General features: G+C 67.0%; 25 protein-coding genes. 15 read left to right on the forward strand and 10 right to left on the reverse strand.

What is annotated here, in order from left to right:
- Positions 1-58: 58 nt before the first annotated feature.
- On the reverse strand, positions 59-382 hold the full coding sequence (locus AAC050_RS01380) for a DUF1476 domain-containing protein (protein WP_339913251.1): 324 nt from the start codon (positions 380-382) through the stop codon (positions 59-61).
- A gap of 273 nt (positions 383-655) precedes the next feature.
- On the opposite strand from AAC050_RS01380, the gene purC reads away from it, so the two are divergent.
- On the forward strand, positions 656-1,414 hold the full coding sequence (purC, locus tag AAC050_RS01385; protein WP_339913252.1) for a phosphoribosylaminoimidazolesuccinocarboxamide synthase: 759 nt from the start codon (positions 656-658) through the stop codon (positions 1,412-1,414).
- A complete protein-coding gene (gene purS, locus AAC050_RS01390; protein ID WP_339913253.1) occupies positions 1,414-1,650 on the forward strand; it encodes a phosphoribosylformylglycinamidine synthase subunit PurS in 237 nt (78 codons plus the stop codon). Before purC ends, purS begins: the two co-directional genes overlap by 1 nt.
- A gap of 4 nt (positions 1,651-1,654) precedes the next feature.
- Here the strand turns inward: purS and AAC050_RS01395 are convergent, their stop codons facing one another.
- Together AAC050_RS01395 and AAC050_RS01400 are read right to left on the reverse strand one after the other, a co-directional pair.
- Positions 1,655-2,815 (reverse strand): cyclopropane-fatty-acyl-phospholipid synthase family protein, encoded by a 1,161-nt coding sequence (locus AAC050_RS01395; protein WP_339913254.1) that lies wholly within the window; start codon positions 2,813-2,815, stop codon positions 1,655-1,657.
- Positions 2,816-2,931: 116 nt separating this feature from the next.
- Positions 2,932-3,684, reverse strand: coding sequence for an aspartyl/asparaginyl beta-hydroxylase domain-containing protein (locus AAC050_RS01400; protein WP_339913255.1), 753 nt, complete (start codon positions 3,682-3,684; stop codon positions 2,932-2,934).
- 306 nt (positions 3,685-3,990) lie between these two features.
- On the opposite strand from AAC050_RS01400, the gene AAC050_RS01405 reads away from it, so the two are divergent.
- Together AAC050_RS01405 and purQ are read left to right on the forward strand one after the other, a co-directional pair.
- Positions 3,991-4,470, forward strand: coding sequence for a YbhB/YbcL family Raf kinase inhibitor-like protein (locus tag AAC050_RS01405; protein ID WP_339913256.1), 480 nt, complete (start codon positions 3,991-3,993; stop codon positions 4,468-4,470).
- Positions 4,471-4,516: 46 nt separating this feature from the next.
- Positions 4,517-5,179, forward strand: coding sequence for a phosphoribosylformylglycinamidine synthase subunit PurQ (gene purQ, locus AAC050_RS01410; RefSeq protein ID WP_339913257.1), 663 nt, complete (start codon positions 4,517-4,519; stop codon positions 5,177-5,179).
- 4 nt (positions 5,180-5,183) lie between these two features.
- Here purQ and AAC050_RS01415 read toward each other — a convergent pair whose 3' ends face one another.
- The gene (locus tag AAC050_RS01415) at positions 5,184-5,372 is read right to left on the reverse strand and encodes a hypothetical protein (RefSeq protein ID WP_339913258.1); all 189 of its coding nucleotides are present in this window, start codon (positions 5,370-5,372) and stop codon (positions 5,184-5,186) included.
- Between the two features lie 142 nt (positions 5,373-5,514).
- Between AAC050_RS01415 and AAC050_RS01420 the strand changes: the two genes are divergently transcribed.
- The 3 genes from AAC050_RS01420 to AAC050_RS01430 are packed head-to-tail and all read left to right on the forward strand — an operon-like array spanning position 5,515 to position 8,918.
- Complete coding sequence (locus AAC050_RS01420) at positions 5,515-6,345, forward strand: hypothetical protein (RefSeq protein ID WP_339913259.1); 831 nt, start codon at positions 5,515-5,517, stop codon at positions 6,343-6,345.
- An 11-nt stretch (positions 6,346-6,356) separates the two neighbouring features.
- Positions 6,357-8,555 carry a phosphoribosylformylglycinamidine synthase subunit PurL gene (gene purL / locus AAC050_RS01425; RefSeq protein WP_339913260.1) on the forward strand — a complete coding sequence of 733 codons (2,199 nt, stop codon included), beginning with the start codon at positions 6,357-6,359 and terminating at the stop codon, positions 8,553-8,555.
- A gap of 9 nt (positions 8,556-8,564) precedes the next feature.
- Positions 8,565-8,918, forward strand: a complete 354-nt coding sequence (locus AAC050_RS01430; RefSeq protein ID WP_339913261.1) for a DUF305 domain-containing protein — start codon at positions 8,565-8,567, stop codon at positions 8,916-8,918.
- Positions 8,919-8,929: 11 nt separating this feature from the next.
- Here AAC050_RS01430 and AAC050_RS01435 read toward each other — a convergent pair whose 3' ends face one another.
- From AAC050_RS01435 to AAC050_RS01450, 4 genes are all read right to left on the reverse strand, one after another.
- Positions 8,930-9,754: a TIGR00282 family metallophosphoesterase gene (locus tag AAC050_RS01435; protein ID WP_339913262.1), complete on the reverse strand. Its 825-nt coding sequence runs from the start codon at positions 9,752-9,754 to the stop codon at positions 8,930-8,932.
- 2 nt (positions 9,755-9,756) lie between these two features.
- Positions 9,757-10,323: a 5-formyltetrahydrofolate cyclo-ligase gene (locus AAC050_RS01440; RefSeq protein ID WP_339913263.1), complete on the reverse strand. Its 567-nt coding sequence runs from the start codon at positions 10,321-10,323 to the stop codon at positions 9,757-9,759.
- A gap of 276 nt (positions 10,324-10,599) precedes the next feature.
- Positions 10,600-10,923: a cell division protein ZapA gene (locus AAC050_RS01445; RefSeq protein WP_339913264.1), complete on the reverse strand. Its 324-nt coding sequence runs from the start codon at positions 10,921-10,923 to the stop codon at positions 10,600-10,602.
- On the reverse strand, positions 10,923-11,192 hold the full coding sequence (locus tag AAC050_RS01450) for a hypothetical protein (protein ID WP_339913265.1): 270 nt from the start codon (positions 11,190-11,192) through the stop codon (positions 10,923-10,925). Before AAC050_RS01450 ends, AAC050_RS01445 begins: the two co-directional genes overlap by 1 nt.
- A gap of 95 nt (positions 11,193-11,287) precedes the next feature.
- Between AAC050_RS01450 and tkt the strand changes: the two genes are divergently transcribed.
- Genes tkt through purT form a run of 3 tightly spaced genes read left to right on the forward strand, consistent with a single transcriptional unit; the run spans position 11,288 to position 14,885 of the window.
- Entirely contained in the window at positions 11,288-13,282 is a 1,995-nt protein-coding gene (gene tkt, locus AAC050_RS01455; protein WP_339913266.1) for a transketolase, read from the forward strand.
- 3 nt (positions 13,283-13,285) lie between these two features.
- On the forward strand, positions 13,286-13,681 hold the full coding sequence (locus AAC050_RS01460) for a VOC family protein (protein WP_339913267.1): 396 nt from the start codon (positions 13,286-13,288) through the stop codon (positions 13,679-13,681).
- Between the two features lie 4 nt (positions 13,682-13,685).
- Positions 13,686-14,885 (forward strand): formate-dependent phosphoribosylglycinamide formyltransferase, encoded by a 1,200-nt coding sequence (gene purT, locus AAC050_RS01465; protein ID WP_339913268.1) that lies wholly within the window; start codon positions 13,686-13,688, stop codon positions 14,883-14,885.
- A gap of 100 nt (positions 14,886-14,985) precedes the next feature.
- On the opposite strand, the gene AAC050_RS01470 is transcribed toward purT, so the two are convergent.
- On the reverse strand, positions 14,986-15,702 hold the full coding sequence (locus AAC050_RS01470; protein WP_339913269.1) for an EF-hand domain-containing protein: 717 nt from the start codon (positions 15,700-15,702) through the stop codon (positions 14,986-14,988).
- 94 nt (positions 15,703-15,796) lie between these two features.
- On the opposite strand from AAC050_RS01470, the gene AAC050_RS01475 reads away from it, so the two are divergent.
- The 5 genes from AAC050_RS01475 to fba all read left to right on the forward strand — a co-directional run bounded on the left by AAC050_RS01475 (position 15,797) and on the right by fba (position 21,738).
- Entirely contained in the window at positions 15,797-16,540 is a 744-nt protein-coding gene (locus AAC050_RS01475; protein WP_339913270.1) for a response regulator, read from the forward strand.
- Positions 16,537-18,072 (forward strand): ATP-binding protein, encoded by a 1,536-nt coding sequence (locus tag AAC050_RS01480; protein ID WP_339913271.1) that lies wholly within the window; start codon positions 16,537-16,539, stop codon positions 18,070-18,072. The genes AAC050_RS01475 and AAC050_RS01480 overlap by 4 nt, the downstream gene beginning before the upstream one ends.
- A 105-nt stretch (positions 18,073-18,177) precedes the next feature.
- Positions 18,178-19,185, forward strand: a complete 1,008-nt coding sequence (gene gap / locus AAC050_RS01485) for a type I glyceraldehyde-3-phosphate dehydrogenase (RefSeq protein WP_339913272.1) — start codon at positions 18,178-18,180, stop codon at positions 19,183-19,185.
- A gap of 171 nt (positions 19,186-19,356) precedes the next feature.
- Entirely contained in the window at positions 19,357-20,553 is a 1,197-nt protein-coding gene (locus AAC050_RS01490; RefSeq protein WP_339913273.1) for a phosphoglycerate kinase, read from the forward strand.
- A gap of 99 nt (positions 20,554-20,652) precedes the next feature.
- The gene (fba, locus tag AAC050_RS01495) at positions 20,653-21,738 is read left to right on the forward strand and encodes a class II fructose-bisphosphate aldolase (protein ID WP_339913274.1); all 1,086 of its coding nucleotides are present in this window, start codon (positions 20,653-20,655) and stop codon (positions 21,736-21,738) included.
- Between the two features lie 33 nt (positions 21,739-21,771).
- On the opposite strand, the gene AAC050_RS01500 is transcribed toward fba, so the two are convergent.
- A complete protein-coding gene (locus AAC050_RS01500; RefSeq protein WP_339913275.1) occupies positions 21,772-22,410 on the reverse strand; it encodes a DUF2799 domain-containing protein in 639 nt (212 codons plus the stop codon).
- Positions 22,411-22,882 lie beyond the last annotated feature (472 nt).

Genomic DNA, 22,882 nt, shown 5'->3' on the forward strand with positions numbered 1-22,882 from the left:
GGCGCGCACGAAAAAGGCCGCCCCGGAAACGGAGCGGCCTGAACCTTTGGATACGGGACTATTTTCCGGCGCGGACCTGGTCGCGGGCGATCGAGGCCAGCTCGTCCATCTTGGAGCGAATCTCGCCCTCGGAGACGGCCATGCCGGAGCCCTTGAAGTCTCCGGCGATCTTGCGGAACACATCCTCTTCGCCGGGCTGTTCGAAGTCCGCGCGCACAACAGCATTGGCGTATTGTTCGCCGCTCTCCTCGGACAGGCCCATCTTGCCGGCAGCCCACAGGCCCAGCAGCTTGTTACGGCGGGCCATAGCCTTGAATTCCTGATCCTGATCGAGCGCGAACTTGGACTCGAAAGCGGCTTCCCGATCGTCAAAGGTCGTCATACGCGTTCAGAAGCTCCAATCGCGGGCACTCGTCCACCCGCAGTCGCGGAGGTCTATAGACCGCTCCCCGCTGAACGCAACCGCGCGACTTGCGGTTCCGGAAAGCCTGTGACCGATCGTGTCGTTTGTGTCGTCGAGCGCCTTCCGCTAGAGTCCGCCCCGCCTTATCTTCCCGTCCGCTCGATTCCGCTGTCGCGCCGCCCAGACCGAGGTTCTGGCCGCGCGATTTTTGTTTCTGGACAGGCACCTAACTCTCCCCGCCGGGACCGGACCATGAATTCCAAACGCAAGAAGATCTACGAGGGCAAGGCCAAGATCCTTTACGAGGGTCCCGAGCCGGGCACGCTGATCCAGTATTTCAAGGACGATGCGACCGCCTTCAACGGCGAGAAGAAGGCCCAGCTGGAAGGCAAGGGTGTGATCAACAACCGGATCAGCGAGTTCGTGATGAGCCGGCTGAACGGAATCGGCGTCACCAACCATTTCATCAAGCGGCTGAACCTGCGCGAGCAGCTGATTCGCGAGGTCGAGATCATTCCGCTGGAGGTCGTGTGCCGCAATATCGTGGCCGGCTCGATGAGCCAGCGCCTCGGCATCGAGGAGGGCACGCCCCTGCCCCGTTCGATCATCGAATTCTACTACAAGAAGGATGAGCTCAACGACCCGATGGTCACCGAGGAGCACATCACCGCCTTCAACTGGGCCACGACCCAGGAGCTGGACGACATCCTGGCCATGACCGTGCGGGTCAATGACTATCTGTCGGGCATGTTCGGCGCGGTCGGCATCACCCTGATCGACTTCAAGATCGAATTCGGCCGGGTGTGGGAAAACGATTTCGCCCGGATCATCCTGGCCGACGAGATCAGCCCGGACTCGTGCCGGCTGTGGGACACGGCCACCGGCGAGAAGATGGACAAGGACCGTTTCCGTCGCGACCTGGGCAATGTCATCGAGAGCTATACCGAGGTGGCCAGGCGACTGGGCATCATGAAGGAGATGCCGACAGTGATTCAGGGGGGACTGCACTGATGGCGAAGATCAAGGTTCATGTGTTCCTGAAGCCCGGCGTGCTGGACGTGCAGGGCAAGGCCGTCGAGGGCGCGTTGCAGGGCCTGGGCTGGCCCGGTGTGGCCAATGCCCGGGTCGGCAAGCTGATCGAATTCGACTTCACCGGCGCGGGCGACCCGGCCGAAGAGGTCAAGAAGATGTGCGACACCCTGCTGGCCAACACCGTGATCGAAAGCTACCGCGTCGAAGTCGACTGACGCCTCAGTCGCACAGATAGGCCCGTGTCAGGGGCACGGCATCCTGACGGCGGGTCAGTTGAATCTGGAACACCATGTGGCCGAGGGTGCGGAAGCCAACCTCGCTGGACGCCAGGTAGAATTCCCACATCCGGCAGAAGCGCTCATCATACAGGGCCACGGCCTCTGCGCGTCGGGCCAGAAAGCGTTCGCGCCAGATCTTCAGCGTTTCCGCATAGTGCAGACGCAGAACCTCCATGTCCGTGACCCACAGGCCTGAGCGTTCGATCGCAGGCAGGACCTCGGACAGCGAGGGGATATAGCCGCCCGGGAACACGTGTTTGGCGATCCACGGCTGGGTGCGGCTGGGCGGGCCCCTGCGGCCGATCGCATGGATCACCGCCACCCCGTCCGGGGTCAGCAGGCGGGCGACCGTGTCGAAATACTCCTGATAGTTGGGCAGGCCGACATGTTCGAACATGCCGACCGAGATGATGCGGTCGAAGGTTCCGTCCAGATCGCGATAGTCTTGCAGCCGAAAGTCGACCCGGTCAGCGACTCCGGCGGCGACGGCACGGGCGCGGGCCGTGGTGTGCTGTTCGGTGGACAGGGTCACGCCGGTGACCCGCCCCCCCGCCCCGGCCAGCGACAGGCCCAGCCCGCCCCAGCCGCAGCCGATGTCGAGCACCCTCTGGTCCGGACGCAGGATCAGCTTGTCGATCAGCCGCCGCTTCTTGGCGACCTGGGCCTGTTCCAGGGTGGCGTCGGGGGTTTCGAACAGGGCGCAGGAATACTGCAGGTCCCCGTCGAGGAAGAGGCGGTAGAAGTCCAGCGTCAGATCATAGTGATGATGCACGTTGCGGCGGGCGCGCAGACGGTCATTGGCCTGATCGAGACGCCGCTTCCAGCGCCACAGCAGGCCGGGGTTCATCGGATGAATCGACATCTGGGAGGCCGCCAGCAGGAGGAAGTCGTAGATGTCGCCGCCCTCGATCGTCAGTTGACCGTCCATGAAGGCGTCACCGACGGCCAGTTCGGGATTGAGGGCAATGGACAGGGCGGTCGACGGATCAGCAATGACCACCGTCATTTCGGGCGTGCCCGGTCCGGCGGTAAACTCTGTCGTACCGATGCGAATATTCACGGCGCGTGTGCTGAATGTCCGGTTCGCAAGGGCCCTGAGCATTGCATGGTCTCCAGTTCAGACTTTAAAACGTAGACCGGCACGGGTTAGCCGCAAGCCCCGGACGGTCAGTCCGGTGACCCTGTGACGGGGACCCGGGAGTCTCGACGCACGTCCTGTCACCGGGATGCTTTTCGGCGCGCCACCAGGGCCTGCCAGTCCTCGGAGTTCCGCTTCCCCTCCTGCACATACGGCGACCGGCTTATCAGATTGATGATCAGCGCGTTGAGCCAGGATACCGGTGCCGGCAACGGCCTGATGAAGTCCACAAACAACACAACCCTGACCTCATCGGTGTCATTGCCGGCACTGTGGGCAAAGCTGTCGTCGAATATGAGACTTCCTCCGTTCCGCCAGTGACGCCGTTCGCCCCCGACCTCGATCCACGCCCCTTCGGGCGGTTGCGGCACCACGAGACCAAGGTGATAGCGCAGGACCCCCTTGTAAGGACCACGGTGCGGCGGGATCTGCTTGCCCGGCTCAAGGATGGAGAAGAAGGCGGTGGTCATCCCCGGTATCCGGCCCAGGGCTTCCCAGGTCATGGGGCAGGCGCAGCAGTTGGGCAGAAAATCGACGCCATAGCCGCGGAAAAAATAGGTCTTCCAGCGACCGTCGTTGGTTATCGCCTTCTGATCCGTTGATATGACCTCAAACGCCGGCACGTCGGCCAGATCGTTCATGATGACCGACAGTTCGCGGGCGATGTCGGGGTAGGACGCCTCCATCGCGGCCACCCACGAAAACTGTTCCGTTTCGAAGAAATGCCTGTCCCCGACAGGCGATGTCCGGCCGATCAGAGTCTCGATGGACCGAAGAATGCCGCGCGCGATCCGCACCGCCAGGGGGATGGTCACCTTGTCTTCGGCCGTCATGTTCGACTCCCCTGGTCGCCTGCGAACCGGTTCATGGCCAGATCAACCCGCAGCCGATCAGACCTGTTCAGAAGACACCGTCGATCATTCCGACAGCTCAGGACTTCATTACTGGATTGAAAATGGCAGGGTTGTGCAGACACGATCTTGCTCGGAACGAGGCTGTGCATGCACCCCGGCTCCACGATAGCGTGACACCGCGCAGAGGACAGTGGAAAATAGACCGCTACCCGCCAGGGACTGAAACGTGACGATCCTGACCCGAGGCATCACGCGCCCGATGAGCGTAAATCCGGAGTTTCGCCGATGACCTTCACCCTGACCTCCAACGACATCACCGACGGCGGCACCCTGCCCGATGCCCAGGTTCAGGCGAAGGGTAATGTCTCGCCCCATCTGCGCTGGACCGGCGCACCCGAGGGCACAAAGAGCTATGCCGTCACCTGCTATGATCCCGACGCCCCGACCGGCTCGGGCTTCTGGCACTGGACCGTGGCCAACATCCCCGCCGACGTCAGGGAGCTGCTCGAGGCCGCGTCGTCCGCCGGTCTGCCCCGGGGCGCGGTCGAGGGTCGCACCGACTTCGGTTCGCCCGGCTTCGGCGGGGCCGCCCCGCCGCCGGGTCACGGTCCGCACCGCTATGTCTTCACGGTCTTCGCGGTGGACGTGCCGCAACTGGACGTGACGCCGGACAATTCGGGGGCGGTGTTCGGCTTCAACCTGCATTTCCATACGCTGGCCAAGGCGTCGATCACCGCGACCTACGAGAACACCGGCGAAGGCTGAGACCCGCCGCTGACAAGGCCGCCGAACCCTGCTAAATGGCCGCGCCATGAGCGCAGCTGTCATCGTCTTCCCGGGTTCCAATTGTGATCGCGACTGCAAGGTCGCCATCGAACGCTCGACCGGCGAGCGGGTCGAGATGGTCTGGCATCAGGAGACCACCCTGCCCGAGGGGCTGGACCTGATCGTCCTGCCCGGCGGCTTTTCCTATGGCGACTATCTGCGCTGCGGGGCCATGGCAGCCCAGTCGCCGGTGATGCAGGCCGTGAAGCAGGCCGCCGACGACGGTGTGGCCGTGGTCGGCATCTGCAACGGCTTCCAGATCCTGTGCGAGGCCGGGATGCTGCCCGGAGCCCTGCTGCGCAACGCCGGGCTGAAATATGTGTGCAAGCCGATCGCCATGACCGTGACCAACGGCCAGACCCGCTTCACCGCCGGCTATCAGGGCCAGCGCGAGGTGGTGATGACCCAGGGCAATGGCGACGGAAATTTCTTCGCCGACGCCGAGACCCTGGCCCGGATCGAGGGCGAGGGGCAGGTGGTGTTCCGCTATGTCGACAATCCCAACGGCTCGGTCGCCGACATCGCCGGCATCCAGAACGCGCGCGGCAATGTGCTGGGCATGATGCCGCACCCCGACCGGGCCTTCGAGGCCGAGCTGGGATCCGCCGACGGCGCGGTGCTGTTCCGTAGCGTGATGGACGCGGCTTGAGCCGTCAGGTGGCGTCGGAGGATTTCAGCGCCTCGTCGTCGGGTTCGACGTGCACATCCTCGTCGTCGCGCGACTGAACGTCGCCGGGGTCGCGCTGGGCGGCCAGTTCGCGGGCACCGATGCCCAGTCCCTGCTCGCGCACGCGGCTGGCGGCGACGTCGTCGGTTTCGAATACGGGTTTTTGATCGGCCATGGTTGGGTCTCCTGACTACAGGACTCTAACCGTGTGACCGGCCCGGAGTTCCCGGCCGGCGTTCGGTGACAACGCGCCGCTGAACCTTTGCCGTTTCCATGCGTAGTTCCCTCGTTGCCCCGCACCGTCTCCGGAGATGACCGTGACCCCCACTGTCCCCACATCGGCCGAGGCGACGCGGCGGCTGCTGGTCCTCGCCAGCGCCCTGTTCGCCGTGGTCATCGGTCAGGCCCAGATCTTCATGGGCTGGGGCCAGAGCCCGGCCGAGTTTGCCGCCGACAGCGACGCAACCCTGAGGGTGACCGGCTACGCCTTCGCCATCTGGGGCATCATCTATGGGTGGCTGCTGGTCTATGCGGTGCGGCAGGCCATGCCCGCGACGCCCGCGACCCCGCTGCTGAAGGCGCTGGGCTGGCCCTCGGTCGGTGCCCTGCTGGCCATCGGTGTATGGATCGTGGCCGCGGCGTTTGATTGGGAAACCAGCACCATCGTGCTGATCTTCGGGGCGCTGCTGGTGCTGCTGATCCCGCTGTGGGCCAATGCCGGTGCGATCCGGGCCCTGCCGCGACGTGACGGCGACCGCTGGATGACCGTCTGGCCCCTGGCCCTGCTGGCCGGGTGGTTGACCGTGGCGGCCCCGGTCAATCTGCTGACGGTGGTGACCGGCAACGGCGACCTGCCGTCCGTCCTGCCGCCGACCGACTGGGCGATTCTGGCCGTCGTCACCGTGGGCGTGGTGGCGCTGACGGTCACGGCCCGGCTGCGGATGCTGGCCTATGCCCTGCCGGTCAGCTGGGGTCTGATGGGCGTGTACACGGCGGAACAGTCGCGCAATCCGCCCCTGGCCCTCACCGCAATGGTCGTGGCGATCGCCGTGCTGGCGGGGGCGATCCTGCTGGTGCTGCGCCACCGCCCCGCAGGGTCTGTCGCCGACGGCGACGTGAAGGCTGACACATCGGCTGCGAGTCGCTAGAAGCGCGCTCCATGAGCGCTCCGCAAAAGACCACCGCCGAACTGGCCGCCGAATACGGCCTGTCCCCCGCCGAATATCAGGTCGTCCTCGACCGGCTGGGACGCGAACCCAATGACGTCGAACTGGGCGTGTTCTCGGTGATGTGGAGCGAGCACTGCTCGTACAAGTCGTCGAAGATCCATCTGGGTAAATTCCCGACCACGGGGCCGCGGGTGATCTGCGGACCGGGCGAGAACGCCGGGGTCATCGACATCGACGACGGTGACGCCTGCATCTTCAAGATGGAGAGCCATAACCACCCGTCCTATATCGAGCCTTATCAGGGGGCGGCGACCGGCGTGGGCGGCATCATGCGCGACGTCTTCACCATGGGGGCGCGGCCGGTGGCCCTGCTCAACGCCCTGCGCTTCGGTGATCCGTCACACGAGAAGACGAAGCGGCTGGTCAAGGGCGTGGTCTCGGGCATCGGCGGTTACGGCAATTGCGTCGGCGTGCCGACCGTCGGCGGAGAGACCAATTTCCACCGTGGCTACAACGGCAACATCCTCGTCAACGCCATGTGCGTGGGCGTGGCCAAGGCTGACAGCATCTTCTATTCGGCCGCGCCGGGCGCGGGCATGTCGGTGGTCTATTTCGGCTCCAAGACCGGCCGCGACGGCATCCATGGCGCGACCATGGCCAGCGCCGAGTTCGACGCGGATTCCGATGACAAACGCCCGACCGTGCAGGTCGGCGATCCGTTCGCCGAGAAGCTGCTGATCGAGGCGACGCTGGAGCTGATGGCCTCGGGCGCGGTGGCGGCGATCCAGGACATGGGGGCCGCGGGCCTGACCAGTTCCTCGGTCGAGATGGCCGGCAAGGGCGGGGTCGGCGTCGAGCTGAACATGGACATGGTGCCCCAGCGCGAAACCGGCATGACCGCCTATGAGATGATGCTGTCGGAAAGCCAGGAGCGGATGCTGGCCGTGCTGAAGCCGGGCCGCGAGGCCGACGGCCACCGCATCTTCGAGAAATGGGGTCTGGACGCCGCCGTGATCGGCAGGACCACCGACACGGGCCGACTGATCCTGAACCACCACGGCAAGATCGTCTGCGACGTGCCGCTGGCCCCGCTGTTCGACGACGCGCCTCTGTACGACCGGCCCTGGGTCCAGCCCGCGCTGCATCCCCGCCTCGCCCCGGCCGACGTGCCCGCCCCCGCCAGCTGGGAGGACGCGGTCCTCAAGGTCATCGCCTGCCCGGACATGGCGTCCAAGCGCTGGATCTGGGAGCAGTATGATCGCCACGTGATGGCCGACACCCTGCAGGATTCCGCGACCGGGGCCGATGCGGGCGTGGTCCGCGTACACGGCACCGACAAGGGGTTGGCCGTGACCAGCGACTGCACCCCGCGCTATGTCCAGAATGATCCCTATGAGGGTGGCAAACAGGCGGTAGCCGAGGCTTGGCGCAACCTGACCGCCGTCGGTTCACGCCCGATCGCCATCACCGACAATCTCAATTTCGGCAATCCGCAGCGGCCCGAGATCATGGGCCAGATCGTCCGCGCCATCGACGGCATGGCCGAGGCCTGCCGGGTGCTGGACTTCCCGGTCGTGAGCGGCAACGTCAGCCTCTACAACGAGACCAATGGCGCGGCGATTCCGCCGACCCCGACGGTCGGGGCGGTCGGCCTGCTGAGCAATTATGACGTGGTCACCGGCTTCGGCGGCATGACCGAGGGCGAGACCCTGGTGCTGATCGGCGAAACGGTCGGCGAGCTGGGGGCCTCGATCTATCTGCGTGAGGTGCTGGGCCGCGAGGACGGCGCGCCGCCGCCGGTTGATCTGGCGCTGGAACGCAAGACCGGCGACTTTGTACGCGGCCTGATCGAGGCCGGCGGCCTGACCTGTGTGCACGACCTGTCCGACGGCGGGCTGATCGGTGCGGCGGCCGATCTGGCCCTGGCCTCGGACATCGGGGTGACCCTGGACGCCAGCAGCGCCACCCACGCCCATATCTTCCTGTTCGGCGAGGACCAGGCCCGCTATCTGGTCGCCGTGCCCAATCCGGACGACATCATCGCCGCCGCACGCGAGGCCGGGCTGCACGCCTCGGTCGTCGGCAAGGCCGGGGGCGACGCCTTCGCCTCGACCGACCTGTTCAGCATCCCGCTGGCCCATCTGCGCGAGATTCACGAAGGCTGGATGCCGCAGTGGATCGAGGGTTGAGCCGTGCCAATGCGCAGTCGCTGTCTGCTTCTCGTCTGCGCCGTGGCGCTGGGGGCCTGCGATGGCGGAGGCGATCCCGTTCAACAGGCCGTGCGTGAGGCCACCGCTGCCAACCAGGCCGCGGCGATCAAGGACGGCGCGATCATGACGGCCGGACCGGCCACGGGTCATCCCGGCTCATCGCAGAACGATCAGGCCTTTATGGCCCGGATGATCGAACAGCACCGGAACAGTGTGGCCATGGCCGACACCGCCCTGGCGCAGTCGTCTGATCCGGAGGTTCGCCGCATGGCCCGGGCCATCAAGGACCGGCAAACGCGCGAGATCGCTGACATGCAGGCGTGGAAACCGGCGACGGACTGACACCGACCGGTTCAGGCGACGACCGGCACGCTCTGACTCAGACGGCCGCCGACGCGGATCGGCTCGACCCGGGTGGCGAGGCCGGTCTTGTCGTCGGTCTCGACATAGACGCCGCAGATCGTGGCCGGGCCGGACGCGGGGCTGTAGCGGCCGCCCGACAGGCGGGTGGTGAAGCGCCGCAGCGGCTCTTCCTTCTCGTTGCCGATGACACTGTCATAGTCGCAGCAACCGCCGGCGTCGGTCTGATAGGCGGTGCCGCCGGGCAGGATCTGGCAGTCGGCGGTCGGCACATGAGTGTGGGTGCCGACGACCAGGCTGGCGCGGCCGTCGCAGAAATGGCCCATGGCCATCTTTTCACTGGTCGCCTCGGCGTGCATGTCGACGATCACGGCGTCGGCGGCCAGCCCCATGGGACAGGCGGCCAGCTCACGCTCGACGGCACTGAACGGACAGTCCATCGGGTCCATGTGGATGCGGCCCAGCACATTCATGACCAGGACGGTCTTGCCGGTTTGCGTTTCAAACAGGTTTGCACCAGCGCCCGGAGCGTCCATCAGCCGGGGATAGTTGGCCGGGCGGATCAGGCGCGGCTCGCGCACGATATAGGTCAGGGCTTCGCGCTGGTCCCAGCTGTGATTGCCCAGGGTCAGGCAGTCGGCCCCGGCCATGAACAGCTCCTTGGCCGTATTCTCGGTGATGCCGAAGCCGCCGGCGGCGTTCTCGGCATTGACCACGACGAAGTCGAGCTTCAGCTCGCGCTTGAGCGCGGGCAGATGGTCAGAAAGGCCGTCACGGCCGGACTTGCCCACCACATCGCCAAAAAACGCCAAACGCATATTCAGTCCTCGTAGCCGTGTGGCCCAAGGATGCGGGTATAGCCGACCTCGGTCAGAACGCCTTGCAGGACCTGGTCATGGGTTTCAACAGGGACGCGATCGACCCGCTGGCCTTCATAGGCAAGGCCGATACGCAGGGCGTCAGGCAGAGTGGCGAAGGTGCGGTCATAATGACCTCCACCCTGGCCCAGTCGGCCGCCCATGGCATCGAAAGCCAGCAAGGGGGTCAGGATCAGTTCCGGCTCCACCGTTTCGGCCAGGGGAAGCGGCGCAGGCACCCCCGCCGCGTCCGGCTCCAGCGGATCGCCCGGTGCCCAGCGGCGGAAAATCATCGGTTCATCCAGCGCGATGACGACCGGCAGGCACAGATCATAGCCTTCGCTTACAAGTCTCGTCGCCAATGGTGTGGGATCGAGTTCCGAGCCGATCGGCCAGTAAACGGCGTGGATCACCACGCCCGGAATGTCATCCGCGTGCCCGGCGACGCAGTGAGCCGCCTTGGGATCCAGCTCGGCCAGGCGTTTGCGCTCGGCCCGCATGCTCGCCCGGAGTTCGTGCTTGTCGGTCATGAAGACGAACTCCAGCAGTGAGCCGCCGCGCGGCGAACGGTAGCGCACTCGGAAGGATGGGTTGGCGGCGCCGCAAGAACCGTGAAGAGCGTTGAAATCCTCTCAGACCTGGGTAGCCAGGTGGGCTCCATATGCCCAGGCCCTCGAGCCCGGACAGGGACAGATCCCTTTGAGTGAATTAAGGTCGCGAGGAATGTTGCCTTCGACGAGGGCCGCAGCAAGACCCGCCGGGGCGGAACATAGGCGTTCACCTGTGTCCGGACAATGGCGTTTGATTCACAGGCCCTGGGCGATTTTCTCGATACGGGCGGCGACGGCGTTGAGGGCCTCGGCCACGCCGTCACTGCCGGGCGTCGCCGGACCGGGAATCGCCGCCTGCGACCCGTTTTGCGTGATCAGCCGGGCCTCGTGCAGTTCGTCGGCCAGAACCAGCGCCGCCATCAGGAACAGGCGGATATCGCCGACATGGCCGACGTCACCGGCGACCTGACGCACGCTGGTGTCGAAATGTTTGGCCAGAATCCGCACGCGCTCCTCCTGACCGTCGGCGCATCCGACGGCGTAGGGGCGTCCGTTGATCTCGACAGTGACGGTTGCCATCAGTCCCGTCCGTCCTGTGTCTGTCTGCCCAGCATGTCGCGAACCGCGTCGGCGGCGCGCGACAGGGCTCCAGCGGCCTCCCGGCCTGCGGATTCGAGTTCGGTGATGCGGGCCGTGTCCTCGGGCAGGCCGGAGCGGGCGGCAAACAGATCGTCGTCACCGACTGCCGGAGCCGTGGCCGGACGGGCTTTCAGCTCCAGAACCTTGCGCTCAAGCAGGGCCAGCGCACGGTCAATCCGTTCCTTCGCAGCAAAGGTGGCGTCAGACATTGGGTCGCGTCCTCCAGATTTCTTATAGAACCCGCCAGCGCGCCGGGGTAAAGCGGCGCGCCACCATTTCCCTCGACTTCTCGAAAGGTCAGTTCATGACCCAATCTGCCTCCGTCCCCGAAAAAGCGACCCAGCACCAGATGGCCGACGCCATCCGCGTCCTGGCCATGGACGGAGTAGAGAGGGCGAAAAGCGGCCATCCCGGCATGCCCATGGGCATGGCCGACGTGGCCACGGTGCTGTTTTCCAAATTTCTGAAGTTCGATGCAAGCCAGCCCGACTGGGCCGATCGCGACCGCTTCATCCTGTCGGCCGGACACGGTTCGATGCTGATCTACAGCCTGCTGCACCTGACCGGCTACAAGGCCGCGACCCGCACCGAGCTGGAGAATTTCCGCCAGTGGGGGTCGAAGACGGCGGGGCACCCTGAATACGGCCACATGCCCGGGGTCGAGACCACAACGGGGCCGCTGGGTCAGGGCTTGGCCAATTCGGTCGGTTTCGCCATGGCCGAGCGTCATATGGCGGCGCGCTTCGGCGATGAGCTGGTCGACCACCGGACCTGGGTCATCGCCGGTGACGGCTGTCTGATGGAGGGGGTGTCGCAGGAAGCCATCGCCCTGGCCGGTCGCTACAAGCTCAACAAGCTGACGGTGCTGTGGGACGACAATTCGATCACCATCGACGGGGCCGTGGCCCTGTCGGACGCCACCGATCAGCAGGCCCGGTTCAAGGCCAGCGGCTGGGCCGTAAAGACCATCGACGGTCACGACACGGGCGAGATCAAGAAGGCCCTGGCCTGGGCGACGAAACAGTCGAAGCCGACCCTGATCGCCTGCAAGACCAAGATCGGACGCGGCGCGGCGACGATGGAAGGCAGCCACAAGACCCACGGGGCCGCCCTGGGGGCCACCGAGATCGAGGCCACCCGCAAGGCCCTGCACTGGAGCGCCGCCCCGTTCGAGGTGCCCGAGGCCATCAGCAAGGCCTGGCTCAAGGTCGGCAAACATGGTGCCAAACACCGCAAGGCCTGGGAGGCCCGCCTCGCCGGATCGGCCCATGCCGCCGAATTCACCCGGGCGATGAAGGGCGACCTGCCGGCCGGGGCCTTTGACGCGCTTGAGACCGCCATCGCCGGGCTGGTTGAGACCAAGCCGGCCCAGGCCACCCGCCAGTCGTCCGGCGCGGCGCTGGACCAGCTGTTCGGAGCCATTCCCGAACTGATCGGCGGCTCGGCCGACCTGACCGGCTCGAACAACACCTTCGTCAAGGGCACGGCCATCCTCGACGCGCCGACCTATGACGGCCGTTACGTCAACTGGGGCATCCGCGAGCACGGCATGGCCTCGGCCATGAACGGCATGGCCGCGCACGGCGGGATCATCCCCTACGGCGGCACCTTCATGGTGTTTTCGGACTACAGCCGTCCGGCCATCCGTCTGGCCGCCCTGATGGGCCTCAGGGTCGTGCATGTGTTGACCCATGACTCCATCGGTCTGGGCGAGGACGGCCCGACCCACCAGCCTGTCGAGCATCTGGCCGCCCTGCGCGCCATTCCCAACCTGCTGGTGTTCCGCCCGGCCGACACGATCGAGGCCATGGAGTGCTGGCGTCTGGCGCTGGAGCACAGGACCGCTCCGTCGGCGATGGCCCTGTCGCGTCAGAAGACCCCGGCGGTTCGCGTCGCCGCCGCGTCGGAAAACCTGTCGGGCCGCGGGGCCTATGAGATCAGGGCCGCCTCGGGCGAGGCCAGGGTGACCCTGTTCGGCACGGGCACCGAACTGGCGCTGGCCCTGGCCGCCGCCGACACCCTTGAGGCCGAAGGCACCCCGACCCGGGTCGTCTCGGTGCCCTGTTTCGAACTGTTCGAACAGCAGGACGCCAAATACCAGGCCTCGGTCATCGGCCGCGGCACGGTGCGCGTCGCCGTCGAGGCCGGCATCAAACAGGGCTGGGAACGGTTCATCGGCGAGGACGGGGCCTTCATCGGCATGTCGTCGTTCGGGGCTTCGGCCCCGGCCGAGGTTCTATACCGCGAGTTCGGCATCACCGCCGAAGCGATCGTGGCAGCCGCGAAGGCGCGGCTCTAGGCCATGGCGCACCTGGGGGCCGTCAGCCTGCTGGTCCGCGACTATGATGCCGCCATCGCCTTCTATGTCGGCATGCTGGGGTTCGACCTGAGCGAGGACACCGACATGGGGGGTGGCAAGCGCTGGGTGCGGGTCACGCCGAAGGGCGGGCAGACCTCCCTGCTGCTGGCCCGGGCCACAACGCCGGAACAGATCGCCCGCGTCGGCGATCAGGCCGGGGGCCGGGTCTGGCTGTTCCTGGAGACCGACGACCTTGAGCGCGACCACGCCGCCTGGTCGGCGGCGGGAGTCCACTTCCGCGAGACGCCGCGTCACGAAGCCTATGGCAAGGTGGTGGTGTTCGAGGATCTGTACGGCAATGCCTGGGACCTGATCGAACCGGCCCGCAACGAGGACTGACCCCATGACCCGTATCGGCACGCCCCTGTCCGACTCCGCCACCCGCGTGATGCTGCTGGGGGCCGGGGAACTGGGCAAGGAACTGGCCATCGAGCTGCAGCGGCTGGGGATCGAGGTCATCGCCGTCGACCGCTATGCCAATGCCCCGGCCATGTCGGTGGCCCACCGCAGCCATGTGATCCCGATGACCGACCCGCATGTGCTGGCCGGGGTCATCGCCGCCGAGATGCCGCACATCATCGTGCCCGAGATCGAGGCCATCGCCACCGATGTGCTGGCCGAGATCGAGGCGGCGGGTCATGCGGTGGTCATCCCCACGGCGCGGGCGACGCAGCTGACCATGAACCGCGAGGGCATCCGCTGTCTGGCGGCCGAGGAGCTGGGCCTGCCGACCAGCCCCTATGCCTTCGCCGGGTCCACCGCCGAACTGGCCGAGGCCGCGCACCGCATCGGCCTGCCGGTGTACGTCAAGCCGGTGATGTCGTCGTCGGGCAAGGGTCAGTCGTTCATCGAGTCGCTGGAAGACGCGGGCAACGCCTGGGCCTGGGCCCAGTCGGGCGGGCGGGTCGAGACGGCGCGGGTCATCGTCGAGGGCCGGATCGATTTCGACTATGAGATCACCCTGCTGACCGTGCGTTCCATCGGCACCGACGGTCAGGTCAGAACGGATTTCTGCGCCCCGATCGGCCACCGCCAGGTCAAGGGCGACTATGTCGAGAGCTGGCAGCCGCAGGCCATGTCGGCGGCGGCGCTGGCCAGCGCGCAGGACATCGCCGGCAAGGTGACGGAGGCGCTGGGCGGCCTGGGGGTGTTCGGGGTCGAACTGTTCGTCAAGGGCGACGAGGTCTGGTTCTCGGAGGTGTCGCCGCGGCCGCATGACACCGGACTGGTGACCCTGGCGACCCAGACGATGAGCGAATTCGCCCTGCACGCGCGGGCCATCCTCGGCCTGCCGGTCGATGTGACCCTGCGCGACATCGGGGCCAGCGCCGTCATCTACGGCGGCATGGACGCCGTCGGCATCGCCTTCGAGGGCGTGGCCGAGGCCCTGTCGGTGCCGACCGCCGACCTGCGCCTGTTCGGCAAACCCGAAAGCTATGAACGCCGCCGCATGGGTGTGGCCACCGCCCGCGGCGACAGCGTCGATCAGGCCCGGGAACGGGCGCGCGAAGCAGCGGGCAAGGTTCGGGTGGTCAGGGGTTAGACCAAAAAAAGGGGGCCGCACCGTCCGGTGCAGCCCCCTCAACGCTCATATTGTCCAGACGGGTACGGCGGGTTTCACCCCAATCGCGCCCGGGCATGCCTCATTCGCCAGCCGGGCCTTCACGGTGGCGGGTGATGACGCGGACCTGGCGGTCACCGCCGCGTTCGCCGGCCTCAATGGCTCCGGAGTGGTCGGCGTCCATCCGGGCGAAGGCCGCGCGCATCGGGGCCAGGAATTCGGCTTCGGAAATCTTGCCGTCGCCGTCGCTGTCGAGATCATCCCCGCCGGTGCGTTCGATCTCGATCCGGGTACCGCCTTCGGCTTCGTTCCACATCATCGGACCGCCATCCGGGCCGGAACGATGAACAAAGACGTTGCGCTCATCGTCGTCCTCGCCGGGCGCACCGTCGGTGATCACCATGATGCGTTCCTCGACACGCTCGCCCGGCCCGCCGTCAGGACCGGTGCGGTGCCTTTCCATCCGGTGCCGCATGGGTCCGTCGCCGCCGCCGGGGCCCTCGCGGAAGATCATCATCTCATGCTCGCCCCCCGGGCCGCCGGGGCCATGTCCGGCGCGGAGTTCCTCGTGTGACAGGCGACCGTTGCCGTCGGTATCCATCCGGGCGAAGGCGTCGTTCATCGGTCCGGTGAATTCCTCGCGGGTCAGCTGGCCGTCGCCGTCCTTGTCGAGACCGCCGGGGCCGTCATGATCGCCCATGACCATGACCCGGGTCTCGGTGCGCATATGCGGCGGCGGCGGCGGAGCCGGCGGCGTCTGCATGGTCAGGACAGCGGCGAGGTTCAAAAGGGTCAGCATGGCGCATCTCTCTGCAGTGAAGCTATGACGACCTTGGACCACGCTGCCCTTGCCGTCATGTTTCAGCGACGGAGAGAATTGTTTCAGTCCTGAAATGACGCCGACGCCGGACCCGGTCACTATGGCCGGGATGAACCCGCCCTCCGTCCCCCGCATTCTGGTCGTCGACGACGACCCCGGCATCCGTGAGGTGCTGTGCGACTATCTGGTCCAGCACGGCTATCAGGCCAGCGGCGCAGCCTCGGCGGCCGAGATGGACCGGGCCGTGGCCGCGCGGGCCCCGGACCTGATCGTGCTGGACCTGATGATGCCCGGTGAAGACGGCCTGTCCGTCTGCCGCCGCCTGACGGGCAAGGGGCCGCCGATCGTCATGCTCAGCGCCATGGGCGAGGATACAGACCGCATCATCGGGCTGGAGCTGGGGGCCGATGACTATCTGGCCAAGCCCTGCAATCCCCGCGAACTGCTGGCCCGTATCCGCGCCGTGCTGCGCCGCCCGCGCGACGACAGCCCGGCCGACGGGGCCGTGCTGGCCTTTGCCGGCTGGCGTCTGGACCTGATGAGGCGCGAGCTGACCCGGCCGGACGACGGGGTTGTCCCCCTGTCGGCGGGCGAGTTCGCGCTGCTGCGCGCCTTCGTCGACAGCCCGGGGCGGGTGCTGACCCGCGACCAGCTGCTGGAACGGGCGCGGGGTGCGGACTCCGATGTATTCGACCGGGCCATGGACGTGCAGATCAGCCGGCTGCGGCGCAAGCTGGACGACGGCTCGGGTCTGGAGCTGATCCAGACCCTGCGCGGCGAGGGCTATATGTTCGACGTGAAGGTCGAACGGCGATGAAGTCGCCCGCCTCGTTCCCGGTGTTGATTCAGGTCGCGGCTCTGGCGACCCTGGCCGTGATCATGTCCCAAGCCGTGGCCTTCGGCGTGGTGCTGCTGGCCCCCGAGCCGCGCCCGGCCGGCTTCAGTATCGAGGCCGCCGCCGAAGCCCTGCAGGGGCGTCCGGCCCAAACCTCGGACGGGCGTACGCTGAAACGCCACCTGTCAGACAAGGCCCCGGACCTGGCGGGCAACCCGCGCGAATCGCTGGCCCTGGCCATCGGTGCCGGTCTGGCCCAGCGCCTTCAGGTCGAGCCCGAGGCCCTGCGGGTCGCGGTCAGCCACGGCCCGGGCCCCGAGCGCCAGCCGCCGCCACCCGGACAGCGGGACCGGCGCACCGAGTTCGTCTTCGTCCGGCCCGGGGGGCAGCCCCCGCCCCCCGGCGACGGGGAGCCGCGGCACTGGAATCCGCGAGCCGGTCCCGGGGACACAGCCGACAATTCCGGCCCCACCCGTGAGGTCCGGGCCGAGGTGCATATGCGCCGCGTGGCCCCGGCCGGGGCCGAGGCCATCACCATCGACACCACCACCCATCAGTTCACCGTGGTCACCGATAAATTGACCTTCGCCCCGTTCAGCGCGGCCCTGCGGCTGCCGGACGGCCGCTGGGCCTCGGTGACCCCGCCGCACGGCCTGCTGTCGCCGTGGCAGATGCGGATCCTGATCGCCCTGGGCATCTCCCTGTTGCTGCTGGCCCCGCTGGTCTGGATCATGGCCCGGCGGCTGACCCGCCCGATCCGGGTCTTCGCCGAGGCGGCCGAGCGGCTGGGGGCCGACCCGGACGCCGCGCCGATGGTCGCCTCCGGCCCGACCGAGGTGCGCACCGCCATCCACGCCTTCAACGACATGCAGGCCGCCCTGCGCGACCACATGCGTCGCCGCAGCCAGACCGTCGCCGCCATCGCCCATGACCTGCGCACGCCCCTGACCCGGCTGCGCTTCCGCGCCGAACAGGCCCCGGACAGCGTGCGCGACCGCATGGCCGCCGATATCGAGGAGATGGATGCCCTGATCGCCACGGCCATGGCCTATGTGCGCGGCGAGGTGGCCCCGGACCGCAGTGAGCCCTTCGACCTGGCTGAACTGGCGGCGGACTGTGCCACGGGCTTCAGCGAGACCGGGGCCAACGTGACCTTCAGAGGTGATGCGCTCCTGCCGGTCGTGGCCGATCCCGCCGCCCTGCGCCGGGCCCTGGCCAATCTGATCGCCAATGCCGTCAAATTCGGCGGCGGGGCCCGCGTCGGCGCCGCGGCCCTGGACGGCACCGCCGTGATCACGATCGAGGACGACGGCCCCGGTCTGGCCGAATCCGAGCTGGAGGCCGTGTTCGAGCCCTTCTATCGCGGCGAACGGTCACGCAACCGCGAGACCGGCGGGGCGGGCCTCGGCCTCAGCGTAGCGCGTCAGGCGGCCCGGGCGCACGGCGGCGATGTGGTGCTGCAGACCCGGCCGGGTGGCGGTCTGACGGCCCGGCTGACCCTGACGCTGGCCTGAGGCGTTACACTCCATCACCCCTTGTTATGCGGCCCGGGGTTGATCCGCGCGCGCGTCGGTTCCATTGAAGCGCCAATCACACACACCGCTTCAGGAGCCCCGCCCATGACCGTCCGCGTCGCCATCAATGGTTTCGGCCGTATCGGCCGTCTTGTTCTGCGTTCGATCGTCGAGCACGGCCGTCGCGACATCGAGGTGGTGGCGATCAACGATCTGGGCCCGGTGTCCACCAATGCCCATCTGCTGAAGTATGACTCGGTGCACGGCCGCTTCCCCGGCACGATCGAGAGCGGCGAGGACTGGATCGACGTCGGCCTCGGCAAGATCAAGGTCACCGCCGAGCGCGACCCGGCCAACCTTCCGCACAAGGCACTCAACGTCGACATCGCCTTTGAATGCACCGGCATCTTCACGGCGCGCGACAAGGCGGCGGCCCACCTGAAGGCCGGGGCCAAGCGGGTCCTGATCTCGGCGCCCGGCGACGGAGCGGACAAGACCATCGTCTACAAGGTCAATCACGAGACCCTGACCGCCGACGACATCATCGTCTCCAACGGCAGCTGCACCACCAACGCCCTGGCCCCGGTGGCCAAGGTGCTGAACGACCTGTTCGGCATCGAGCGCGGCTATATGACCACCATCCACTCCTACACCGGCGACCAGCCGACGCTGGATACGATGCACAAGGACCTGTACCGCGGTCGCGCTGCGGCGCTGTCGATGATCCCGACCTCGACCGGGGCCGCCAAGGCCCTGGGTCTGGTGCTGCCGGCCCTGAAGGGCAGGCTGGACGGCTCGTCGATCCGCGTCCCGACCCCCAACGTCTCGGTCGTCGACCTGAAGGTCGTCGCCGGTCGCGAGACCACCGTGGCCGAGATCAACGCCGCCCTGCAGGCCGCCGCTGATGGTCCGATGAAGGGGGTGCTGTTCACCACCGATGAGGCGCTGGTGTCCTGCGACCTGAACCACATCGCTGCCTCGTCCACCGCCGCCCTGCCCCAGACCCAGGTCGTCGACGGCACCCTGGCCCGCGTCCTGACCTGGTACGACAACGAATGGGGCTTCGCCACGCGGATGGCCGACACGGCGCTGGTGATGAGCAAACTGATCTAGGTTGGAGTCTCCTCCCTGTCGCGGAGCGATGGGGAGGGGGACCGCGAAGCGGTGGAGGGGTTCTGACCACCGCACTTGTTTCGGGGTGAACAGCCCCTCCGTCACGACGCGAAGCCGCGTCGCGCCACCTCCCCATTCGCTGCGCGAACAGGGAGGAGACAGGAATATCTTATGACCTTCCGCACCCTCGACGACGCCAAAGATCTTGCCCGCAAGACCGCCCTCGTCCGCGTGGACTTCAACGTGCCGATGGAGGGCGGCAAGGTCACCGACGACACCCGGCTGCGCGTTGCCCTGCCGACCATCCAGCGACTGCGCAAGGCCGGGGCCCGGGTCGTGTTGCTGGCGCATTTCGACCGGCCGAAAGGCCAGCACGTGCCGTCGATGAGCCTGAAGCCGGTGGTCGCGCCCCTGTCCGACCTGCTGGGGGTTCCAGTGCATTTCGCCGACGACTGCGTCGGGCCGCACGCCCGCTCGGCGCTGGATCATCTGGAATCCGACGGCGTGTTGCTGCTGGAGAATGTGCGCTTCCATGCGTCGGAAGAGGCCAATGACCCCGGCTTCGCCCAGGCCATGGCCGGGCTGGGTGATCTGTATGTGAACGACGCCTTCTCGGCCGCCCACCGCGCCCACGCCTCGACCGAGGGGATCGCGCACCTGCTGCCGGCCTATGCCGGGGAATCGATGCGGCGCGAGCTCGACGCGCTGGATGCCGCCCTCGGCAATCCGCAGAAGCCGGTGCTGGGCATCGTCGGCGGGTCCAAGGTCTCGTCCAAGCTGGACCTGCTGAAAAATCTGGTCGGCAAGCTGGACCGGCTGGCCATCGGCGGCGGCATGGCCAACACCTTCCTGCACGCCCAGGGCGTCGATGTCGGAGGGTCGCTGTGCGAGAAGGACCTGGCCGACACGGCCATCGCCATCCTCGCCGAGGCGGCGGCCAGGGGCTGTGAAATCCTGCTGCCGATCGATGTCGTCATCGCCACCGAGGTGAAGCCCGGCGCCGAAACCCGCACCGTCCTGGCCCGCGAACCCATCGCCGACGACGAGAAGATCCTCGATGCCGGGCCGCTGACGGTCGAGAAGCTGATCAAGGCCATGGCCCTGTCGCGCACCCTGATCTGGAACGGCCCGCTGGGTGTGTTCGAGGTGCCGCCGTTCGACGCCGCCACGGTCAAGGCTGCCCAGGCCGCGGCGAAGCTGGCCAAGACGGGGGCCCTGGTAGCCGTCGCCGGCGGCGGCGACACCGTCGCGGCCCTGAACCATGCGGGCGTTGTCGACGACATGACCTTCGTCTCCACCGCGGGCGGGGCCTTCCTCGAATGGATGGAGGGCAAGCCCTTGCCGGGGGTCGAGGCGCTGAAGGTCTGACCGACCGCGACGGGCACATTCGGGCCGTTACAATGCGTGACTTCGGCCGCCTCTGACGCTAAACCACCGGCAAATACTACGCCGCCCAGGAGTATCCCGATGGCCCGCATCACCTTGCGACAGCTGCTCGACCACGCCGCCGAGAACGACTACGGCCTCCCAGCCTACAACATCAACAATATGGAACAGGGTCTGGCCATCATGGAGGCGGCCGAGGCGGTCAACGCGCCGGTCATCATCCAGGCCAGCCGCGGAGCCCGCAACTATGCCAACGACATCGTCCTGGCCAAGCTGATCGACGCTCTCGCTGAGCTGTATCCGCACATTCCGGTCTGTATGCACCAGGACCACGGCAACGGTCCGGCCACCTGTGCCACGGCCATTCAGTACGGGTTCACCTCGGTGATGATGGACGGGTCGCTGGAAGAGGACGCCAAAACGCCGGCCAGCTACGAATACAATGTCGAGGTCACCCGCCGCGTTGTGCAGATGGCCCACAGCTGCGGCGTCTCGGTCGAGGGCGAGCTGGGTGTGCTGGGGTCGCTGGAAACCGGCATGGGCGAGGCCGAGGACGGCCACGGCTTCGAGGGCAAGCTGGATCATTCCGCCCTGCTGACCGACCCCGATCAGGCCGTCGACTTCGTGCAGCAGACCCGGGTTGACGCCTTGGCGATCGCCATGGGCACCAGCCACGGGGCCTATAAATTCAGCCGCAAGCCGGACGGCGAGGTGCTGGCCATGAATGTGATCGAGGAGATCCACCGCCGTCTGCCTGACACCCATCTGGTCATGCACGGCTCATCGTCAGTGCCGCAGGACCTGCAGGACATCATCAATCAGTACGGCGGCGAGATGCCCCAGACCTGGGGCGTGCCGGTCGAGGAAATCCAGCGCGGCATCAAGCACGGCGTGCGCAAGATCAATATCGACACCGACAACCGCATGGCCATGACCGGGGCGGTGCGGAAGCTGCTGGCGGAAAAGCCCGGTGAGTTCGATCCGCGCGCCTGGATGAAGCCGGCCAAGGAGGCGATGCGCAAACTCTGTCAGGAGCGGTTCGTGCAGTTCGGCTGCGAAGGTCAGGCCTCGCAGATCCGGCCCAAATCGACCGCCGAAATGGCCCGCCGCTATGCCAAGGGCGACCTCGATCCGCAGTTCGGTCGACTGCTCAAGGCCGCGTCCTGAGGTAACAGGCGGCGTCGCTTTACGCCGCCGCCGCTACCAGCGTCCGTACAGGTCCGCGAAATGGTAGCGCACGTCACGCGCACGGTGTTCGGCGTCATCGACCTCGTCCTGGGCCCGACGCCATTCGCGGATCACGTCCCCCCGCTCGTGACGGATTTCGCCGATCCGCTCCCGGATCTGGTCGCGCTCGGCGTCGGTCAGACCCTCGGCCCGCAGTTCGGCCTGTTTGGCGATGATCTTCTCATCCAGATGCTCGGCCCGGGCCCCGAAGCTCTCGACGCGGGACCGGGCTGACGACACGGCCTGTTCCGCCGCATAGACCATCTGTCCGTCCTGATAGGCCGGCAGAAACCCGACCTCCAGTTGCGACGGGCAGACGCCGGCATAGGTCGAGCCCTCCCGGCCGACCTGGAAGCCGCGCACTGGTGTACAATATTCGCGCAAGCCGTCCTCGCGGGCCGAGAAATAGGCCCGACTGTTCGGGACCACATCGAATTTCGCACAGGCGCTGGCATGGTCCTCGAGACGGCTGGCCAGCAGACCGCTCCGGCCGTCGGCATAGCCCTGCTCGCCCCAGGCCCCGGCCAGGCACTGGTCCTCGCTCATGGTGGCGCAACTGCCCAATGCCAGCATCGAAACAGCCCCCGCCGCCGCCAAAATCAGATGTTTCATGGTTCGTTCTCCCCCACCCCTTTGCCATCCTGACCTGGATCGGGCTCGAACATCAAATTCGCCCTCATTGATACACCTGCTGCCCCGACATGCTGAGGCGCATGCCGCCGTCTGCAACGGAGTATCCGGACCCGCCTGCTGACCGACGGGTTCCGATCCGAATCTTCACCATCCCCGTTCTCCCATTCAGGTACCCGTGATACATTGATCGCATGAGATGAGCCGGTCTTGTGAGCGTTCACCGGTTCGGGAAGGGAAGAATCAATGTCCGGCAGCGGACGATTGGACCGTCGTTCCTTCATGGCGCGGATCGTGGGCGGTGCCGTGGTTGCTGGCGGCGCGATGGCGACGGTCACGGGTTGCGCCGCGATCCCGGGTTACGGTCATACCGGCCACACCGACACCGACAGCCATGACGCGGTGAATGCGGGCCGGGGGGGCATCTCGGATTCCGATTCCCGGGACGCCCTCG

The organism is uncultured Brevundimonas sp. (assembly GCF_963974615.1).
Classification (GTDB): domain Bacteria; phylum Pseudomonadota; class Alphaproteobacteria; order Caulobacterales; family Caulobacteraceae; genus Brevundimonas.

Coding starts and splice junctions, on each gene's coding strand:
- AAC050_RS01380 (WP_339913251.1), bottom strand. CDS start 382: ATGACGACCTTTGACGATCGGGAAGCCGCTTTCGAGTCCAAGTTCGCG.
- purC (WP_339913252.1), top strand. CDS start 656: ATGAATTCCAAACGCAAGAAGATCTACGAGGGCAAGGCCAAGATCCTT.
- purS (WP_339913253.1), top strand. CDS start 1,414: ATGGCGAAGATCAAGGTTCATGTGTTCCTGAAGCCCGGCGTGCTGGAC.
- AAC050_RS01395 (WP_339913254.1), bottom strand. CDS start 2,815: ATGCTCAGGGCCCTTGCGAACCGGACATTCAGCACACGCGCCGTGAAT.
- AAC050_RS01400 (WP_339913255.1), bottom strand. CDS start 3,684: ATGACGGCCGAAGACAAGGTGACCATCCCCCTGGCGGTGCGGATCGCG.
- AAC050_RS01405 (WP_339913256.1), top strand. CDS start 3,991: ATGACCTTCACCCTGACCTCCAACGACATCACCGACGGCGGCACCCTG.
- purQ (WP_339913257.1), top strand. CDS start 4,517: ATGAGCGCAGCTGTCATCGTCTTCCCGGGTTCCAATTGTGATCGCGAC.
- AAC050_RS01415 (WP_339913258.1), bottom strand. CDS start 5,372: ATGGCCGATCAAAAACCCGTATTCGAAACCGACGACGTCGCCGCCAGC.
- purL (WP_339913260.1), top strand. CDS start 6,357: ATGAGCGCTCCGCAAAAGACCACCGCCGAACTGGCCGCCGAATACGGC.
- AAC050_RS01430 (WP_339913261.1), top strand. CDS start 8,565: ATGCGCAGTCGCTGTCTGCTTCTCGTCTGCGCCGTGGCGCTGGGGGCC.
- AAC050_RS01435 (WP_339913262.1), bottom strand. CDS start 9,754: ATGCGTTTGGCGTTTTTTGGCGATGTGGTGGGCAAGTCCGGCCGTGAC.
- AAC050_RS01440 (WP_339913263.1), bottom strand. CDS start 10,323: ATGACCGACAAGCACGAACTCCGGGCGAGCATGCGGGCCGAGCGCAAA.
- AAC050_RS01445 (WP_339913264.1), bottom strand. CDS start 10,923: ATGGCAACCGTCACTGTCGAGATCAACGGACGCCCCTACGCCGTCGGA.
- AAC050_RS01450 (WP_339913265.1), bottom strand. CDS start 11,192: ATGTCTGACGCCACCTTTGCTGCGAAGGAACGGATTGACCGTGCGCTG.
- tkt (WP_339913266.1), top strand. CDS start 11,288: ATGACCCAATCTGCCTCCGTCCCCGAAAAAGCGACCCAGCACCAGATG.
- AAC050_RS01460 (WP_339913267.1), top strand. CDS start 13,286: ATGGCGCACCTGGGGGCCGTCAGCCTGCTGGTCCGCGACTATGATGCC.
- purT (WP_339913268.1), top strand. CDS start 13,686: ATGACCCGTATCGGCACGCCCCTGTCCGACTCCGCCACCCGCGTGATG.
- AAC050_RS01470 (WP_339913269.1), bottom strand. CDS start 15,702: ATGCTGACCCTTTTGAACCTCGCCGCTGTCCTGACCATGCAGACGCCG.
- AAC050_RS01475 (WP_339913270.1), top strand. CDS start 15,797: ATGACGCCGACGCCGGACCCGGTCACTATGGCCGGGATGAACCCGCCC.
- AAC050_RS01480 (WP_339913271.1), top strand. CDS start 16,537: ATGAAGTCGCCCGCCTCGTTCCCGGTGTTGATTCAGGTCGCGGCTCTG.
- gap (WP_339913272.1), top strand. CDS start 18,178: ATGACCGTCCGCGTCGCCATCAATGGTTTCGGCCGTATCGGCCGTCTT.
- AAC050_RS01490 (WP_339913273.1), top strand. CDS start 19,357: ATGACCTTCCGCACCCTCGACGACGCCAAAGATCTTGCCCGCAAGACC.
- fba (WP_339913274.1), top strand. CDS start 20,653: ATGGCCCGCATCACCTTGCGACAGCTGCTCGACCACGCCGCCGAGAAC.
- AAC050_RS01500 (WP_339913275.1), bottom strand. CDS start 22,410: ATGAAACATCTGATTTTGGCGGCGGCGGGGGCTGTTTCGATGCTGGCA.